Source organism: Klebsiella sp. EMBS2024 (assembly GCF_036233805.1).
Classification (GTDB): domain Bacteria; phylum Pseudomonadota; class Gammaproteobacteria; order Enterobacterales; family Enterobacteriaceae; genus Klebsiella; species Klebsiella pneumoniae.
In genome coordinates, this window is sequence record NZ_JAZARW010000001.1 from 4,831,948 (window position 1) to 4,848,519 (window position 16,572).

At 56.1% G+C, this 16,572-nt stretch carries 16 protein-coding genes; 6 read left to right on the forward strand and 10 right to left on the reverse strand.

What is annotated here, in order from left to right; translation table 11 throughout:
• Positions 1–3 precede the first annotated feature (3 nt).
• The 6 genes from VZP09_RS22150 to VZP09_RS22175 all read right to left on the reverse strand — a co-directional run bounded on the left by VZP09_RS22150 (position 4) and on the right by VZP09_RS22175 (position 3,900).
• Entirely contained in the window at positions 4–459 is a 456-nt protein-coding gene (locus VZP09_RS22150) for an acyltransferase (RefSeq protein WP_328795409.1), read from the reverse strand.
• Between the two features lie 8 nt (positions 460–467).
• Complete coding sequence (locus VZP09_RS22155) at positions 468–977, reverse strand: GNAT family N-acetyltransferase (RefSeq protein ID WP_004153543.1); 510 nt, start codon at positions 975–977, stop codon at positions 468–470.
• A 107-nt stretch (positions 978–1,084) separates the two neighbouring features.
• Entirely contained in the window at positions 1,085–1,465 is a 381-nt protein-coding gene (locus VZP09_RS22160) for a Rid family detoxifying hydrolase (RefSeq protein ID WP_004178266.1), read from the reverse strand.
• Between the two features lie 20 nt (positions 1,466–1,485).
• A complete protein-coding gene (locus VZP09_RS22165; RefSeq protein WP_004177855.1) occupies positions 1,486–1,806 on the reverse strand; it encodes an AzlD domain-containing protein in 321 nt (106 codons plus the stop codon).
• Complete coding sequence (locus tag VZP09_RS22170) at positions 1,799–2,539, reverse strand: AzlC family ABC transporter permease (protein WP_328795410.1); 741 nt, start codon at positions 2,537–2,539, stop codon at positions 1,799–1,801. The genes VZP09_RS22165 and VZP09_RS22170 overlap by 8 nt, the downstream gene beginning before the upstream one ends.
• A gap of 83 nt (positions 2,540–2,622) precedes the next feature.
• Complete coding sequence (locus VZP09_RS22175) at positions 2,623–3,900, reverse strand: L-cysteine desulfidase family protein (protein ID WP_004178268.1); 1,278 nt, start codon at positions 3,898–3,900, stop codon at positions 2,623–2,625.
• A gap of 373 nt (positions 3,901–4,273) precedes the next feature.
• Here VZP09_RS22175 and psiE point away from each other — a divergent pair, with 373 nt between their 5' ends.
• Positions 4,274–4,684 carry a phosphate-starvation-inducible protein PsiE gene (gene psiE, locus VZP09_RS22180; protein WP_002884721.1) on the forward strand — a complete coding sequence of 137 codons (411 nt, stop codon included), beginning with the start codon at positions 4,274–4,276 and terminating at the stop codon, positions 4,682–4,684.
• A gap of 191 nt (positions 4,685–4,875) precedes the next feature.
• Here psiE and malG read toward each other — a convergent pair whose 3' ends face one another.
• From malG to malE, 3 genes are all read right to left on the reverse strand, one after another.
• The gene (gene malG, locus VZP09_RS22185; RefSeq protein ID WP_002884725.1) at positions 4,876–5,766 is read right to left on the reverse strand and encodes a maltose ABC transporter permease MalG; all 891 of its coding nucleotides are present in this window, start codon (positions 5,764–5,766) and stop codon (positions 4,876–4,878) included.
• A gap of 14 nt (positions 5,767–5,780) precedes the next feature.
• Positions 5,781–7,325, reverse strand: coding sequence for a maltose ABC transporter permease MalF (malF, locus tag VZP09_RS22190; protein WP_002884726.1), 1,545 nt, complete (start codon positions 7,323–7,325; stop codon positions 5,781–5,783).
• 117 nt (positions 7,326–7,442) lie between these two features.
• Positions 7,443–8,633, reverse strand: a complete 1,191-nt coding sequence (malE, locus tag VZP09_RS22195; protein WP_002884740.1) for a maltose/maltodextrin ABC transporter substrate-binding protein MalE — start codon at positions 8,631–8,633, stop codon at positions 7,443–7,445.
• Between the two features lie 370 nt (positions 8,634–9,003).
• Here malE and malK point away from each other — a divergent pair, with 370 nt between their 5' ends.
• The 5 genes from malK to ubiA all read left to right on the forward strand — a co-directional run bounded on the left by malK (position 9,004) and on the right by ubiA (position 14,088).
• On the forward strand, positions 9,004–10,113 hold the full coding sequence (gene malK, locus VZP09_RS22200; protein ID WP_002884743.1) for a maltose/maltodextrin ABC transporter ATP-binding protein MalK: 1,110 nt from the start codon (positions 9,004–9,006) through the stop codon (positions 10,111–10,113).
• 83 nt (positions 10,114–10,196) lie between these two features.
• Positions 10,197–11,486 (forward strand): maltoporin, encoded by a 1,290-nt coding sequence (locus tag VZP09_RS22205; protein ID WP_002884747.1) that lies wholly within the window; start codon positions 10,197–10,199, stop codon positions 11,484–11,486.
• 114 nt (positions 11,487–11,600) lie between these two features.
• Positions 11,601–12,524, forward strand: a complete 924-nt coding sequence (malM, locus tag VZP09_RS22210) for a maltose operon protein MalM (protein WP_048332278.1) — start codon at positions 11,601–11,603, stop codon at positions 12,522–12,524.
• A gap of 187 nt (positions 12,525–12,711) precedes the next feature.
• Positions 12,712–13,209: a chorismate lyase gene (ubiC, locus tag VZP09_RS22215; protein ID WP_002884807.1), complete on the forward strand. Its 498-nt coding sequence runs from the start codon at positions 12,712–12,714 to the stop codon at positions 13,207–13,209.
• A gap of 12 nt (positions 13,210–13,221) precedes the next feature.
• Positions 13,222–14,088 (forward strand): 4-hydroxybenzoate octaprenyltransferase, encoded by an 867-nt coding sequence (gene ubiA, locus VZP09_RS22220; protein ID WP_032415843.1) that lies wholly within the window; start codon positions 13,222–13,224, stop codon positions 14,086–14,088.
• 48 nt (positions 14,089–14,136) lie between these two features.
• Here the strand turns inward: ubiA and plsB are convergent, their stop codons facing one another.
• Entirely contained in the window at positions 14,137–16,560 is a 2,424-nt protein-coding gene (gene plsB, locus VZP09_RS22225; RefSeq protein ID WP_004178269.1) for a glycerol-3-phosphate 1-O-acyltransferase PlsB, read from the reverse strand.
• Positions 16,561–16,572 lie beyond the last annotated feature (12 nt).

Here is a 16,572-nt window from a genome sequence, read left to right on the forward strand (position 1 = left end):
TATTTATAGCCGCCGCAGCAGCCTCGCCGGATTCCCCGCCCACACGCCTTTCTCGGTAATGGACTTCGTTACCACGCTGCCCGCGCCTATCACCACCCCATCGCAGATGCTGACGGCCAGAATCGTGGCGCCGCTGCCGATCGACACGTCATCGCCAATCTCGATCCGCCCCCAGCTGGCGCGGTCGGCGTTTGGTTTACCCTCGCGAAACAGGTCGTTGGCAAACATCACGCCGTGACCGATAAAGCAGCGCTNGCCGATGGTGACGTACTCGCAGATAAAGGTATGGGACTGAATTTTACTGTTCGCGCCGATGCGGGTATTCCCCTGGATCTCAACGAACGGCCCGACGAAGACGTTATCGCCGAGCTGGCAATCATAGAGGTTGGCGGGCTGGTAAATAACGACATTTTCCCCACAAACGACGTTACGTACGCCGGTATCACGAAGCTCAGGCATAGTTCCTCTCAAATCGGTTTGGCCAGAATATGTAAGGTGCTTTGCTGGCTGGCGGAGTGGAAAATCGTGTCTCTGATGTGCTGCATCCCCTGGCGTTCGTAAAAACGGCGCGCGGCGGGATTCGCGGCGAGTACTTCCAGCCACAGCCAACTTTCACCGGCCGTTTTTGCTCGCGTCTCGACGGCGTGAAAAATATGCTCGCCGTAGCGGTGGCCAGTCTTCCCCGGCATCAGGTAGAGCTTATGCAGCAGCGTACCAATCTTGCCGTCGTCAGCCATTCGCTGCTGATAGCTATATTTAGCGAAACCAACAGGAGAGGGGGCTTCGGCGATGAGCCAGTGTTGGGTCGCATCCGCAAGACTCCGACGTAGCGCATCTTCGGCATATTCTTGCTTAAGAAATAACGCCAGTTCATCGGCATCGCGCCAGAGATGAGCAAAGTGGTGATGATAGCTGGCATAGCCCATCGCGCTAAGCTGGGGCGCGTCCTCGGGACATGCCTGTCGAATAGTTAACATGCTGCGTTCCTCGCGTCGTTCTGCGGCTATATTGCCTGTAAAGTGAACAATGTGGAACGACAAAAATCGGTGGGAGAAGGCTGGAGGCGCTCCCTCCAGCCTGGGGGTTAGCGGGCGAAAGCGATCGCTTCGATTTCGACGCCGGCATCTTTCGGTAACCTTGCTACCTCCACACAGGAGCGCGCCGGAAAGGCCGCCTGGTGTTCGATAAAGAAGGCCTCGTAGGCGGCATTGATGGCGGCAAAATCCGCCAGGTCTTTGACAAACACCGTAGTTTTAACGATCTGCCCGACCGTGAGTCCGGCAGCTTCAACGATGGCTTTCACATTTTCCAGTGATTGCCGCGCCTGTTCGGCAATGTCCTCGGGCATGGTGCCGTCCAGCGGATTAATCGGCAGCTGACCGGAGGTGATGGTCATCGCGCCGAGATTGACGCCCTGCACGTACGGGCCGATAGCGGCAGGCGCGTCAGCGGTGGTAATAATCATACGGTTTATCCTTCAAACGGTTACATAAAATAATTTAACAACACCAGCGAGCCGACGCCGCTCACTACCACCCACACCAGGCCTAAACGGAAGCTGGCGAGCGTGCAGATGATGGCGGCGATCACCTTCGGATTTTTTAAGTCGAACTCCATGCTGGAATTCACGCTCAGGATCTGAATGGTGATGATGGCCGGCAGAACGGTGACCGGCACGAAGCGTAGCGTTTTGGTCACCCGCTCGGACATCTGGATCTTGCCGGCCAGGCCGATAAACGAGAAACGGATGAGAAAAGTCACCGCGGCCATGCCCAGCGTCAGGGCGATAAAATAGCTATTACTCATTTTCCATCGCCTCCACTAACGGCATATCGGATTCGGTTTTTGCCATCTGCTTGCGCTCTTCCGCCAGGTCGACGCACAGGCCGGCGAGGACGCCAAGCACTGAGGCGACGACGATACCCAGCGAATAGGGTAGGACCACTAACAGCACGCCGGAAACGGCGGCTACAACCGCGGCGACGGTGCAGGCCTGGCTTTTAATTTGCGGCACCACGATGGCGATAAAGGCGGCGACCATGGCGAAATCAAGACCGTATTTCTCAATGTGGGGAAACGAGGCGCCGACCAGCGCGCCAAGAAAATCAGCCAGCACCCAAATCGCCCAGAAGGTAATCATCGCCGAACCATAAAACAGATATTTTTCCTTTTTATTTCNTTCCATCTCTTTGACGGTGGTGGCATACACCTCGTCGGTGAGCGCATAGGACATAAAGCATTTTTTAAAGAATGAAGCTTCGCGCACGGTGCCGGAAATAGAGGCGCTATACAGCACGTGGCGAAGATTGATAATTAATGTGGTGAAAATAATCACGCCGAGCGTGGCGCCGGTTTTTAACATATTCAGTGCCAGCATTTGCGCCGAGCCGGCAATGACGATCGCCGACCACGCCGTACTCTGCCAGACGCTCATGCCCGCGCTAACGCTTAATGCGCCGACAATAAATGAAAATGGAAAGTCGCCGATGCATAGGGGCATAATAGCGCTGGCGCCGCGGAAGATGACTTTTTTATTCATCTGCTATACCTGCTAATTTATAAATAATAGTGTGGGTAGAGTACGTTAATCGGGGCCTGCTCTTTCAGGCCCGTGAAATGGTATTATTTAGCGACCATAATGCTGATAATTTCTTTATCGGTGAGAGTCATTGGTTTAATCACCAGACGGCACAGGTTATTAATAGTCTGCTCGACATCGGCGCAGACAATACCGTCATTGGCGCCAGCGCAGCTATTTTGCATTGCCATTAGTACCGCCTTAAAGGCGCTGGATACCACTGACGAGACTTTCATCGCGCAGCTGTTGGAAGCGCCATCACAAATCATGCCGGTAATATCGCTGACCATATTAATAATTGCGGTATTAATGGTATTGATGTCGCGGGTAAACAGCCAGGCCATACCGGCGGCGGCGCCCATAGCGGCGGTTGAGGCTGCGCATAGCGCAGATAAGCGCGTATAACGAGAATGAATTGAGATGGCGGTGAGATGAGAGAGAGACAAAGCGCGAGCCAGGGTCTCTTCATCGACGCCGAGATGCTCTGCAACCACCACTACCGGCATGGTTGCTGTAATGCCCTGATTGCCTGAGCCGAAGTTAGACATCGCTACCACCGGCGCGCCGCCCATGCGGGCATCTGAAGCGGCGACGGTGTTGATGATCACCTTGCTTAACAGATCGTTGCTCATCAGGCCGTTTTTCACTGCGTCAGAAAAGGTACCGTTAATGTTCAGGCCATATTTTTTTGTTTTGCCTTCTGCCGCCAGCGCGGAGTTTAAGCGCGCGGCGTCGAGAATAAAGCGAATATCATTAAAGTCGACGCGATTAATAAATTCGTAAGCCTGTTGTAGCGAGAAAGTGGGCAGCGTTTCGCGCTGGGTGCGCGTATTCTGTTTTTCGCTTAATGGCTGCGGCTGGCCATTAATATAAAGTTCGACCACGTTGGTGTGGGTTCCTTTGACCACGACACGACAGCAATTCTCGCCAGCAGAGAGGGTTAAATCGAGATGGATAAAATCCGGGGTCTCTTCGACGGCAATATCAACGGCGTTATTGGCGATCAGCTTCTGCGCCATTTCAACGTGTCGCGGAGTGATATCTTCCAGCGTTTTTAATCCCTTTTGCGGGTCGCCGCCAAATGCGCCAATTGCGGCTGCCAGCGGTACACCGCAAACGGTGGTGCCGGGTATGGTGACGCCCATCGCGTTTTTATAAAGATTGGCGGAAATAAAACCGCTAATTTTAGTGCAAGGCTGATCCAGATATTGTGCGGCGTAGGCGGCCGCGAAGGAAATAGCGACGGGTTCAGTACAACCTAAAGCCGGGGCGACCTCTTGTTTGAGCCATTTTACGTACAGGGAAGCGTTATCGGTGTTCATAATGATTTAATGTCCAAAATTAAATTTTATTCAGCTGCGATAATGCTAAGACAAAANATAAGAAAAAACTTACCCTAATAACCATAAAAAGACTGTNGTTTGGAGAAAAATTTTATCTTACGGGAGGTTTTAAGATANACCTGTTTCAAAAAGTAAACTTTTTATATTTCAGTTAGTTGGGCTGATTCGTTCTAAGCGTAATGGATGATTTTGTTAATCTGCTCACAGCGTTGCTGGAAGGACAATTTTCTCTTGTTCGTACTTTTCGAATCAATAGCCCGGAGATAGCGTAAGACGAATGAATCATAGGTAGATCTGGATCACACTTTTGCGCTATACAGATCGACAACGTTCATGCATTTGAGGTGTCACTATGCCGTCGGTATATCGTCCGCTGGTTAATTTCGTTGCGAAGGCCATGCAGGCCGTGCTGAATCTGGCACTGCTGTGCCTGGGAATTATTCTGGTGGTGTTCCTGGGAAAGGAGACCCTGCATCTGGCGCACGTACTGTTTACGCCGGAGCCGGTGAGTAAGTACAAGCTGGTCGAAGGGCTGGTGGTCTATTTTCTCTACTTTGAGTTTATCGCGCTGATTGTTAAATATTTTGAATCCGGTTTTCACTTTCCACTGCGCTATTTCGTCTATATCGGTATTACCGCAATTGTGCGGCTTATTATCGTCGATCATGAGTCGCCGCTGGCGGTTCTCATTTACTCCGCGGCGATCCTGATCCTGGTGATTACGCTCTGGCTGTGTAACTCCAATCGCCTGAAACGCGAATAAAAAAAAGCGGCCTCCAGGGCCGCTGACCAACAGTCACAAATAGAATTTATGTAGGGTCCAGTTGAGGATAGCAGTGGCATTGACCTTACTTTTTCAGCTGAGGGCGACGGCGACAATACCCGGTTGGGGTCGTGTATTGCGGCTAGACCGTCGGCCCTCCTCTGAAATTTGGGGCCGGTGTTACAAAAAAATTAACCTTTCACTCCACCCGCCGTCAGGCCATTAACCAGCCAGCGCTGCGCCAGCAGGAAGACAACCGTGATCGGAATGGCGGAGAGCACCGCCGCGGCGGCAAAGTCGCCCCACAGATAGTTCTGCGGGTTGAGATACTGTTGCATACCTACCGCCAGGGTATAGCTGTTCACATCGCGCAGCAGCAGCGAGGCGACCGGCACTTCGGTGATGGCCGCGATGAACGACAGAATAAACACGACTGCCAGAATCGGCACCGACAGCGGCAGCAGCACCAGACGGAAAGCCTGCCATGGGGTCGCGCCATCCAGCGCCGCCGCTTCTTCCAGCGAGCCATCGATGGTTTCGAAGTAGCCTTTAATCGTCCAGACGTGCAGCGCGATACCGCCCATGTAGGCAAAGATGACGCCGCCGTGGGTGTTGAGGCCGACGAACGGGATGTACTGGCCCAGGCGGTCAAACAACGCGTACAGGGCAACCAGCGACAGCACCGCCGGGAACATCTGGAAAATCAGCATCCCTTTCAGCAGGGTCGCTTTCCCCGGGAAGCGCATACGGGCGAAAGCGTAGGCGCAGGTGGTGGAGAGAGCGACGATACCGATCGCGGTGATCCCGGCGACCTTAATCGAGTTCCACAGCCACAGCAGGACCGGGAACGGCGGCGGCGTGACGCGGCCATCGGCGTGTTCGACGCTGAAGCCTAACGCCAGACGCCAGTGCTCCCAGGAGATGGTATCCGGGATCAGGCTGCCGGTGGCGAAGTTACCCTCGCGCAGCGAGATGGCGATAACCATCAGCAGCGGAAACATAATCGCGGCGATAAAAATCAGTAGCAGGAGATGCGTGGTAAATAAACGTAGCTTCTGCGATTTGGGTTGGACCATAGCCATTATCGTTATCTCCCTTAATCAAACTTCATGCGCGTGGCTTTCAGATTCACAATCGCTAACGCGCCAACCAGCAGGAAGATTAGCGTTGCGATAGCCGCCGCCAGGCCGAAGTCCTGACCGCCGCCGCCTTCAAAGGCGATGCGATAGGTGTAGCTCACCAGCAGGTCGGTATAACCGGCCGGGGTGGTGGTGCCGAGACGGTCCGGACCGCCGTTGGTCAACAATTGAATCAGGACGAAGTTGTTAAAGTTAAAGGCGAAGCTGGCGATCATCAGCGGCGTTAGCGGCTTAATCAGCAGCGGGAAGGTAATTTTAAAGAAGTTCTGGAACGGGCCGGCGCCATCCATTGCCGACGCTTCGTACAGATCGTCCGGAATCGCCTTCAGCAGCCCCATGCACAGGATCATCATGTACGGGTAGCCCAGCCAGGTGTTGACGATGATGATCATGGTGCGCGCGGTGGTCGGGTCGCTAAACCAGGCCGGCTTAATGCCGAACAGCGTGCTGAGCATCATGTTGATTTCACCAAAGCTCTGGTTGAACAGCCCTTTGAAAATCAGAATCGAAATAAACGACGGTACGGCGTACGGCAGAATCAGCAGGACGCGATAAATCGCTTTGCCTTTCAGCGCTTCCCACTGCACCAGGCAGGCGAGGATCATCCCCACCGCGACGGTCAGCACCACGGTCAGCACCGAGAACACCACCGTCCAGACGAAGATCGCAAAGAACGGTTTCTGAATGCCTTCATCGTGGAAGACGCGGGTAAAGTTGTCCCAGCCGATAGTCACAGTGTAGCCCGGGCTCAGCTTCTCATTGCCCCAGCTGCCGTCGGCGTTAATTGACTGGTAGAAGCCGACGTCGTTGTTCGGGCGGTATTTAACGTGGGTCTGATTGTTGGTCAGTACCCCGTCTTCGCCGAGGGTATACAGAGGCTGGGTACCGGAGAACTGGCGCAGGGAGCTCATGATGACTTTGCTGTCATCCGGCAGCACAGCGGTCAGCTGGTTCAGCGCGGTGCGATTCTGGGTAATCACGCGCAGGTTGGCGCGCTCGCCTTCCGGCAGGGCGTCGGTTTCTTTTAACGCCAGCTTCTGCTCGCCGCCAAATTTAAAGGCGTCAGAAAGGTAGTTTTTACCGCTTTCGCCGTCGGTCAGCGCCAGCTTCCACTCGTCACCCGCAGGGATCAGCGTGAAATTATAGGCTTTGCCGGCCTGGAAGGAACGATCCATCAGCACCTGCTGCGCACGTTCAAAGGTCAGCTGGTTGGTGCTGCTGTAGTTGGTAAACGCGATAGCGATAGTGCAGATCAGCGGAAACAGGACAAACAGGCCCATGCCGGCGAGGCCGGGATAAACATAGCGCCAGGCATAAGCCTTGCGATTAGCGAAAATATACAGGCCAACTGAGCTTAAAATCAGCGTCATGATGGCGAACAGGTACTCCCCCTGGGCGTACATCAAAACAACAAGGTAACCCACCAGCAGGCACAGTAAGCCAATCACAGACCATGTGAGTTGCGGGCTTTGCCACCAGTGTCTCTTTTTAACGGCATCCATGGGGATCATCCTCTACAGCGGTGAAAACTTATTTGTCAGGTGGCGCTTCGCTTACCTGACCTACGGTCCGAGCCGTAGTGGTAGGGCGGGTAGGCGCACGCGCCACCCGCCGTTTTCTTACTTAGTGATACGGCTCTGTGCATCTTTCAGCGCAGCATCGACAGTCTGGCGACCGCTGGCGGCGTTGATAACCGCGGTACGAACGGCATACCAGAAGGCAGACATCTGCGGGATGTTAGGCATGATTTCGCCTTTCTGGGCGTTCGCCATGGTGGCAGCGATGCGCGGATCTTTTTCCAGTTTTTCCTGGAAGGATTTCAGCGCCACGGCACCCAGCGGTTTGTCGTTGTTAACGGCTTCCAGACCCTGATCGGTCATCAGGTAGTTTTCGAGGAACTCTTTGGCCAGCTCTTTATTCGGGCTGGCGGCGTTGATCCCCGCGCTCAGCACGCCAACGAACGGTTTCGATGGCTTGCCTTTAAAGGTTGGCAGCAGGGTCACGCCGTAGTTAACCTTGCTCTTATCGATGTTAGACCACGCCCACGGACCGTTGATGGTCATCGCGGTTTCGCCTTTGTTGAAGGCCGCTTCCGCGATGGAGTAATCGGTATCGGCATTCATGTGCTTGTTCTTGATCAGGTCAACCAGGAAGGTCAGGCCCGCTTTCGCGCCTGCGCTGTCCACGCCGACGTCTTTCACATCGTACTTGCCGTTTTCAAACTTGAACGCGTATCCGCCGTCGGCAGCGATCAGCGGCCAGGTGAAGTACGGTTCCTGCAGGTTGAACATCAGCGCGCTCTTACCTTTCGCTTTCAGTTCTTTATCCAGCGCCGGGATCTCTTCCCAGGTCTTCGGCGGGTTCGGCACCAGGTCTTTGTTGTAAATCAGGGACAGGGCTTCGACTGCGATCGGGTAGGCGATCAGTTTGCCGTTATAGCGAACCGCATCCCAGGTGAACGGATAGAGTTTGTCCTGGAACGCTTTGTCCGGGGTGATTTCCGCCAGCAGGCCCGACTGCGCGTAGCCGCCGAAACGGTCATGCGCCCAGAAGATGATGTCCGGGCCGTCGCCGGTCGCCGCAACCTGCGGGAATTTCTCTTCCAGCTTGTCCGGGTGTTCTACGGAAACTTTAATGCCGGTGTCTTTTTCAAACTTTTTACCCACTTCAGCGAGGCCGTTGTAGCCTTTGTCGCCGTTAATCCAGATAACCAGCTTACCTTCTTCAATTTTTGCGAGGGCAGAGGCGGAAAACATCATCGTGGTCAGTGCCGACAGCGCGAGGATGCGAGCGCCAGTTTTGATTTTCATATACCCGTCCTTTTTGGTGTTGTACTCGTGGATACACTTCGGTGGCTTAACGATGATGAGTTTCCTTTTTTAACAACCCCTTTCCATCCTCCCCAGGTCTACGCCCCACCCGCTGGTTGTGTGATCTCCATTGCAAAAACGGCCGTATTGCGTCCTGGAGCACAGAAAAAAGCGCCCAATTTTGTCGCCTCCATCACGAAATCACGCTCCGCCCGCCATCCCCCGCGGCGAGAGCCAATCTCTCATCCTCCCATCTCCTCCCCCATAAAAAAGCCGGGGGGTGGAGGATTTGCCTGCGTAATGAATGCCGCATAGTCGACCCATCTTGAATGTGACTGTTAGTGACAGGTTGTAACGAAGGGAGAAGGGCATGGCGAGCGTACAGCTGCGAAATGTAACGAAAGCCTGGGGTGACGTGGTGGTATCGAAAGATATCAATCTCGATATCCACGAAGGGGAATTCGTCGTGTTTGTCGGGCCATCGGGCTGCGGCAAATCTACCCTGCTGCGTATGATTGCCGGGTTAGAAACTATTACCAGCGGGGACCTGTTTATCGGTGACACCCGCATGAACGAGATCCCACCGGCAGAACGCGGCGTTGGGATGGTATTCCAGTCTTATGCACTCTATCCCCACCTTTCCGTTGCGGAAAATATGTCGTTTGGCCTGAAGCTGGCCGGCGCGAAAAAAGATCTGATTAACCAGCGGGTGACTCAGGTTGCGGAAGTGCTGCAGCTGGCCCATCTGCTGGAGCGTAAACCGAAAGCCCTCTCCGGCGGTCAGCGCCAGCGCGTGGCGATTGGTCGTACGCTGGTGGCAGAGCCAAGCGTTTTCCTGCTGGATGAGCCGCTTTCCAACCTCGATGCCGCCCTGCGCGTCCAGATGCGTATCGAAATCTCCCGTCTGCATAAGCGACTGGGCCGCACCATGATCTATGTCACCCACGATCAGGTGGAAGCGATGACCCTCGCCGACAAGATCGTGGTCCTCGACGCCGGCCGTGTGGCGCAGGTTGGGAAACCGCTGGAGCTCTATCACTATCCGGCTGACCGCTTCGTTGCCGGCTTCATTGGTTCACCGAAGATGAACTTCCTGCCGGTCAAAGTCACCGCGACGGCTATCGATCAGGTGCAGGTTGAACTGCCGAACCGTCAGCAAATCTGGCTACCGGTGGACAGCGCCAACGTGCAGGCGGGCGCCAATATGTCCTTAGGTATTCGACCGGAGCATTTATTGCCCAGCGATATCGCCGATGTAACCCTTGAAGGCGAGGTCCAGGTCGTCGAACAGCTCGGTCACGAAACGCAAATTCATATCCAGATCCCCGCCATCCGTCAGAACCTGGTTTACCGCCAGAACGACGTGGTGTTGGTAGAAGAGGGAGCCACATTCGCTATCGGTTTGCCGCCAGAACGTTGCCATTTATTCCGTGAGGATGGCACCGCTTGTCGTCGGCTGCATAAAGAGCCGGGCGTGTAAGGCTTCCCATTAAAAAAGCGCGAACCCGGCTGGCGATATACCGGCGAAGCGTGCAAAGAAAAGCAATGATCTCAGGAGATAGAATGATGATTACTCTGCGCAAACTTCCTCTGGCGGTCGCCGTCGCAGCAGGCGTGATGTCTGCTCAGGCGCTGGCTGTCGATTTCCATGGCTACGCGCGTTCCGGCATTGGCTGGACCGGCAGCGGCGGCGAGCAACAGTGCTTCAAAGCGACCGGCGCTCAAAGTAAATACCGTCTTGGTAACGAATGTGAAACCTATGCGGAACTGAAGCTGGGCCAGGAGCTGTGGAAGGAAGGGGATAAGAGTTTTTATTTCGATACTAACGTTGCCTATTCCGTGAATCAGGAAGATGACTGGGAAAGCACCTCTCCGGCGTTCCGTGAAGCCAACATCCAGGGTAAAAACCTGATTGACTGGCTGCCGGGCTCCACGCTGTGGGCGGGTAAACGCTTCTATCAGCGTCATGACGTTCACATGATCGACTTCTACTACTGGGATATCTCCGGCCCGGGTGCAGGTCTGGAAAACGTTGACCTTGGCTTCGGTAAGCTCTCTCTGGCCGCTACCCGTAACTCAGAAAGCGGCGGCTCTTATACTTTCTCCAGCGATGACACCAAAAAATATGCTGCGAAAACTGCCAACGACGTCTTTGATATCCGTCTGGCGGGTCTGGAAACCAACCCGGGCGGCGTGCTGGAGTTAGGGGTCGATTACGGCCGTGCTAACCCGCAGGATGACTATCGCCTGGAAGACGGCGCGTCGAAAGACGGCTGGATGTGGACCGGTGAACATACTCAGTCTATCTGGGGCGGCTTCAACAAGTTTGTGGTTCAGTACGCCACTGACGCAATGACCTCCTGGAACAGCGGCCATTCTCAGGGGACCAGCATCGATAACAACGGCAGCATGATCCGCGTTCTGGATCACGGCGCGATGGACTTCAACGATGACTGGGGCCTGATGTACGTGGCAATGTACCAGGACGTGGATCTGGACAGCAAGAACGGTTCTACCTGGTACACCGTGGGTGTCCGTCCGATGTACAAATGGACGCCGATCATGAGCACCCAGCTGGAAATCGGTTACGACAACGTGAAATCCCAGCGTACCAGCGAAAACAACAACCAGTACAAAATTACTCTGGCTCAACAGTGGCAGGCAGGCAACAGCGTCTGGTCTCGTCCGGCTATCCGTATCTTCGCAACCTACGCGAAGTGGGATGAAAACTGGGGCTACAGCAACACCTCCGGTCTGCAGACGAAAGACAGCAGCGGAAGCGGCGCTTTCACCTCCAGCCGCGGTGACGACAGCGAAGTTACCTTCGGTGCCCAGATGGAAGTGTGGTGGTAATACCGTCCGCAGGACGGGTGTAACCTNGGAGGGGCGTCAGCCCCTCCTGATTATTCAGGGTTAGCGCGCTATTGCCTGGCTACCGCTAAACCGATGCTATCCAAGGTGAGAAGAATGAAAATGAAGAAAACTCTCGTCGCTCTGTGTTTATCCGCAGGGATGTTGGCATGCGTGCCGGGGATGAGCCTTGCCGATGTTAACTTTGTACCGCAGAACACCAGCGCCGCGCCGGCTATTCCAGCCAGCGCGCTGCAGCAGCTGATCTGGACGCCTGCCGATCAATCAAAGACGCAGAGCGTTGATTTAACCACCGGCGGTCAACGCCTGGATGTCCCGGGGATCGTCGGACCGGTCGCCGCCTGGAGCGTGCCGGCCAATATCGGTGAGCTGACCCTGACGCTCGACAGCGAACTGAACAAACATAAGCAGATTTTTGCGCCGAACGTGCTGATTCTCGACCAGAACATGACGCCCGCGGCGTTCTTCCCCAGCAATTACTTTACCTATCAGCAGCCGGGCGTGATGACCGCTGACCGCCTGGGCGGCGTGATGCGCCTGACCCCGGCGCTGGGCCAGCAAAAGCTCTATGTGCTGGTGTTTACCACTGAAAAAGATCTCCAGCAGACCACGACCCTGCTGGATCCGGCGAAAGCCTATGCCAAAGGCGCCGGCAATGCGGCCCCGGATATCCCGGATCCGATCGCTAAACATACCACCGATGGCGTGCTGAAGCTGAAAGTGAAAACTAATAGCACTTCCAGCGTGCTGGTAGGGCCGCTGTTCGGCTCCTCCGGCCTGGGTCCGGTAACCGTCGGCAACACCGCGGCGCCGGTAGCCGCGCCAGCCGCCGCCGCGGCGCCGGCCGCCAAAAGCGAACCGATGCTCAGCGATACCGAAACCTACTTCAACAATGGTATTAAGCAGGCGGTGAAACAAGGTGACATCGACAAAGCCCTGAAATTGATGAACGAAGCTGAGCGCCTCGGCTCGAAATCCGCTCGTTCCACCTTTATCAGCAGTGTAAAAGGCAAGGGGTAATCGTCTCCCCACAATGCTGATGTTTAGGCACAGCCTTTAGGTGCATCCTCCGGGATGCACCTTTTTTTGCACGCGCGGCAGCCTNTTGCATGGCTGTTGCGTGAATGATCGTATATTGACGTTTGCCCGCCACCAACCGCCTATTCTGCGATACAATGCTTTCACGTTATGTACCGGAGAATCAGGCATGTCCCATCCTGCGCTTACGCGACTGCGTGCGCTGCGCTATTTTGCCGTTATGCCATCCCTGCCGCCGCCGCTAAGTGACTGGCTGCTGCTGGAGGACTCAATGACCCAGCGCTTTGAACAACAAGGAAAGCAGGTCACCGTGACCCTGGTTAACGAAGGGTATATCGGCCGTGACGCGCTGACTGACGAAGCGGCGCTGCTGCCCGACGAGCCGCGCTACTGGCTGCGGGAGATTATACTCAATGCCGATGGCGAGCCCTGGCTGGCCGGGCGCACGGTGGCGCCGGAGTCGACGCTGTGTGGTCCGGAGCTGGCGCTACAGCAGCTCGGGCAAACTCCGCTGGGCCGATACCTGTTTACGTCGTCGACATTAACCCGCGATTTTATTGAAATTGGTCGCGATGCAGCGCTGTGGGGGCGTCGTTCCCGCCTGCGGCTGAGCGGCAAACCCCTGCTGCTGACCGAGCTTTTTTTGCCTGCGTCGCCGTTGTACTAAGAGGAAGAAAAAATGGAGTGGAGTCTGTCGCAGAATAAGCTGTTGGCGTTTCATCGCCTGATGCGCACTGACAAACCGATCGGCGCTTTGCTGCTGCTGTGGCCGACGCTGTGGGCGCTATGGGTGGCCTCGCCGGGCGTCCCGCCGCTGTGGATCCTGGCGGTATTCGTCGCCGGCGTCTGGCTGATGCGCGCCGCCGGCTGCGTGGTGAATGACTATGCCGACCGAAAATTTGATGGTCACGTAAAGCGTACCGCCCGCCGTCCGCTGCCGAGCGGCGATGTTACCGAGAAAGAGGCGCGAACGCTGTTTATCGTGCTGGTGCTGCTCTCTTTCCTGTTGGTGCTCACCCTCAACACCATGACCATTCTGCTGTCGGTGGCGGCGCTGGCGCTGGCGTGGATCTATCCGTTTATGAAGCGCTACACTCATCTGCCGCAGGTGGTGCTGGGCGCGGCCTTTGGCTGGTCGATCCCGATGGCCTTCTCGGCCGTCAGCGAATCGCTGCCGCTGAGCTGCTGGCTGATGTTCCTCGCCAATATTCTGTGGGCGGTGGCCTACGATACCCAGTATGCGATGGTGGATCGCGATGACGACGTTAAGATCGGCATCAAGTCGACGGCGATCCTGTTTGGCGAAAACGATCGTCTGATTATCGGTATCCTGCAGGTGGCCGTACTGGCGCTGATGGGCGCGGTGGGTTGGCTGAATGGGCTGGGCTGGGAATATTACTGGTCGCTGTTCGTGGCGGCGGGTCTGTTTGGCTGGCAGCAGAAGCTTATCTTCAATCGCGACCGCGATAGCTGCTTCAAAGCGTTTATGAACAATAACTACGTCGGGCTGGTGCTGTTCCTCGGCCTGGCGATGAGCTACCTGTAACCTCCTGTCCGCTGCCCCCCGGCATTCCGGGGGGCAGCAAACGCCGCGTTACGCGTCGTCCTGCGTGACGCTCTCAATGGTCAGTCGGACATCCGACGTAATCAAATCCGCCAGCATCCGATAAACCTTCAGGGTCTCTTCCGGCTCGGCGTCGCCGGTGTCGCTGATATAGCCTTCATCGCGCAGGGTCAACACCAGGGTGCTGAACACCGCTTTGTCGAAGAACTCCGGCGCATTGATGCCGTGTAGCACCGACAGACGCTGGGCCACGGTGCGACTCTCTTTTTCCAGCGAGCTGCGGTTGATCGCCGGGTTAGCGCTCAGCAGCCAGAAGGTGATGGCATAGCGCTGCAGCGTCTCGCGGGCGCCAGCGGCCAGCAGCTGCAGGGAGCGAGAGTGCGACGGGTTGAGGCTCATGACATCGCCATCGACGACGATCAGCTCCTGACGCAGCATCTCGGCAATCAGCGCATCCACCACTCCGGCCAGCTCCGCTTTTTCCCAGCGCAGGAACAGCTCGGCCTTGAGGAACGGATAGAGTGTTTCCACATGACGCAGCACTTCGGCGCGGCTGAGATGACGATGCTGAGTCACCAGAGCGGCTAACAGCGACGGCATCACCAGCATATGGGCGATATTGTTGCGATAGTAGGTCATCAGCACCGCCTGCTCGCGCGGCAGGATGATGATGTCGCCAATGGTGTCCTTCTCCACTTCGAACTTGTTCATCTGCAGTGCATGATCGATGAGCTCGCTGGCTGAAGCGGATGGGGCGGTCGCATCCGGAGAATAGGGCACATTGCGCAGCAGCGCGAGGTAGCACTCTAACTGCTGGGTGAGCTGCTCACGGGTCAGCGAACGCTGGCGGGAGGCCAGTAGCGCCGTACAGCACAGGTTCATGGCGTTGGCCGCGCCGGCGTTATTGATGCGCACCATCAGGTCAGCGGCGATGCTATTCACCGTCGGCGTCAGCCAGGAGGGGCGAACCGCTTCGATCGGGTCGATCGCTTCCCGCCAATCCGGCACATGCTGGTTAAGATAGGTCATCAGCGGCAGCGGTTCGCCGAAGTTAACGTAACCCTGGCCCAGGTTGCGCAGCTTGCTTAAACCGCGCACCATCTGCGGCAGACTCTCTTTCTCTTTAGTGGCGCCGCGCAGCTCTTTGGCGTAGGTTCCTACCTCCATCACGTGCTCATAGCCGATGTAAATCGGCACCAGGGTGATCGGTCGGGTTCCGCCGCGCAGCATCGCCTGGATGGTCATCGACAGCGTACCGGTCTTCGGATCGAGCAGGCGGCCGGTACGGGAGCGGCCGCCTTCGACGAAATACTCCACGGAATAGCCGCGGCTGAACAGTTCGCCAAGGTATTCGCGGAACACGGTGGAATAGAGCTTGTTGCCCTTAAAGGTGCGGCGAATAAAGAAAGCGCCGAGGCGGCGGAAGATCGGCCCGGCCGGCCAGAAGTTGAGGTTGATGCCCGCCGCGATATGCGGAGGGACCAGCCCCTGATGGTACAGGACGTAGGAGAGCAGCAGATAGTCCATGTGGCTGCGGTGGCAGGGGACATAGACAATTTCATGGCCGTCGTGCGCCAGCTGGCGTACGCGCTCGGCGTTATGCACGTTGATGCCCTGGTACAGGCGGTTCCAGGTGAAGCCGAGAATGCGGTCGGTCAGGCGGATCATCTCGTATGAGAAGTTCGCCGCAATCTCTTCCATCAGCGCGATAGCGTTCTGCTGTGCCTTCTCGTGCGAAATTTTCTTGCTGCGCGCTTCGTCTTCCACCGCGCGGGCAATCGCTTTCGAGGCCAGCAGTTTATTAAACAGATCCTGGCGGGCCGGCAGACGCGGGCCAACGGCGGCCAGCCGCTGGCGGGCAAAATGCATGCGAGCGACGCGAGCCAGCTTCTGGGCGATGATCTTATCGGTACCGTGCTCATCCGCCATGCGGCGCAGCGAAACGGACGGCGAGAAGCGCACGAAACTGTCGCGGCCGAGCCAGGAGACGGCGAAAAATTTCTGAATGCCGTTCAGCATCCGCAGCGGCGGATTGACTTCTCCTTTCTCGCGACCCGGCGAACGGCCGAACATGACCGAAACCGGCACCATTTGCACATCGAGGTCCGGATGGTTGCGGTGCAGATCGAGGTAATCGTGGAACAGCTTGATGGACTCTTCTTTTGGCGTGTAATAAGTAAATACGCGCGGCCCACCGTGGATGAATACGTAACGCGGCAGCAGGGCGCCGTCGATTTCCAGCGGTTCAAGCGGGTCAGGTAAATCATGCGCCAGGCATTGGGCGCGCAGCGTCAGCAGGTCCGCCTTCGAATTATAGGGCAGGACGTACATGACCGGACGCGAGGTATCGAGTCCTAATTCCTGGGCAGGCTCTGCCGGAATAGACTTGCTTTTTACCAGCACCTGTAATGGTAAATTCAGTAATTTATAGTAAATTCGTTGCCAGCCGGACATAAACGATGTGAA

Bases quoted from the DNA above. Each gene is read 5' to 3' on its own strand.
- malM (WP_048332278.1), top strand. From the start codon at position 11,601: ATGAAAATGAAGAAAACTCTCGTCGCTCTGTGTTTATCCGCAGGGATG.
- ubiA (WP_032415843.1), top strand. From the start codon at position 13,222: ATGGAGTGGAGTCTGTCGCAGAATAAGCTGTTGGCGTTTCATCGCCTG.
- ubiC (WP_002884807.1), top strand. From the start codon at position 12,712: ATGTCCCATCCTGCGCTTACGCGACTGCGTGCGCTGCGCTATTTTGCC.
- VZP09_RS22175 (WP_004178268.1), bottom strand. From the start codon at position 3,900: ATGAACACCGATAACGCTTCCCTGTACGTAAAATGGCTCAAACAAGAG.
- malG (WP_002884725.1), bottom strand. From the start codon at position 5,766: ATGGCTATGGTCCAACCCAAATCGCAGAAGCTACGTTTATTTACCACG.
- plsB (WP_004178269.1), bottom strand. From the start codon at position 16,560: ATGTCCGGCTGGCAACGAATTTACTATAAATTACTGAATTTACCATTA.
- VZP09_RS22155 (WP_004153543.1), bottom strand. From the start codon at position 977: ATGTTAACTATTCGACAGGCATGTCCCGAGGACGCGCCCCAGCTTAGC.
- malE (WP_002884740.1), bottom strand. From the start codon at position 8,633: ATGAAAATCAAAACTGGCGCTCGCATCCTCGCGCTGTCGGCACTGACC.
- psiE (WP_002884721.1), top strand. From the start codon at position 4,274: ATGCCGTCGGTATATCGTCCGCTGGTTAATTTCGTTGCGAAGGCCATG.
- VZP09_RS22205 (WP_002884747.1), top strand. From the start codon at position 10,197: ATGATGATTACTCTGCGCAAACTTCCTCTGGCGGTCGCCGTCGCAGCA.
- VZP09_RS22165 (WP_004177855.1), bottom strand. From the start codon at position 1,806: ATGAGTAATAGCTATTTTATCGCCCTGACGCTGGGCATGGCCGCGGTG.
- VZP09_RS22160 (WP_004178266.1), bottom strand. From the start codon at position 1,465: ATGATTATTACCACCGCTGACGCGCCTGCCGCTATCGGCCCGTACGTG.
- malK (WP_002884743.1), top strand. From the start codon at position 9,004: ATGGCGAGCGTACAGCTGCGAAATGTAACGAAAGCCTGGGGTGACGTG.
- malF (WP_002884726.1), bottom strand. From the start codon at position 7,325: ATGGATGCCGTTAAAAAGAGACACTGGTGGCAAAGCCCGCAACTCACA.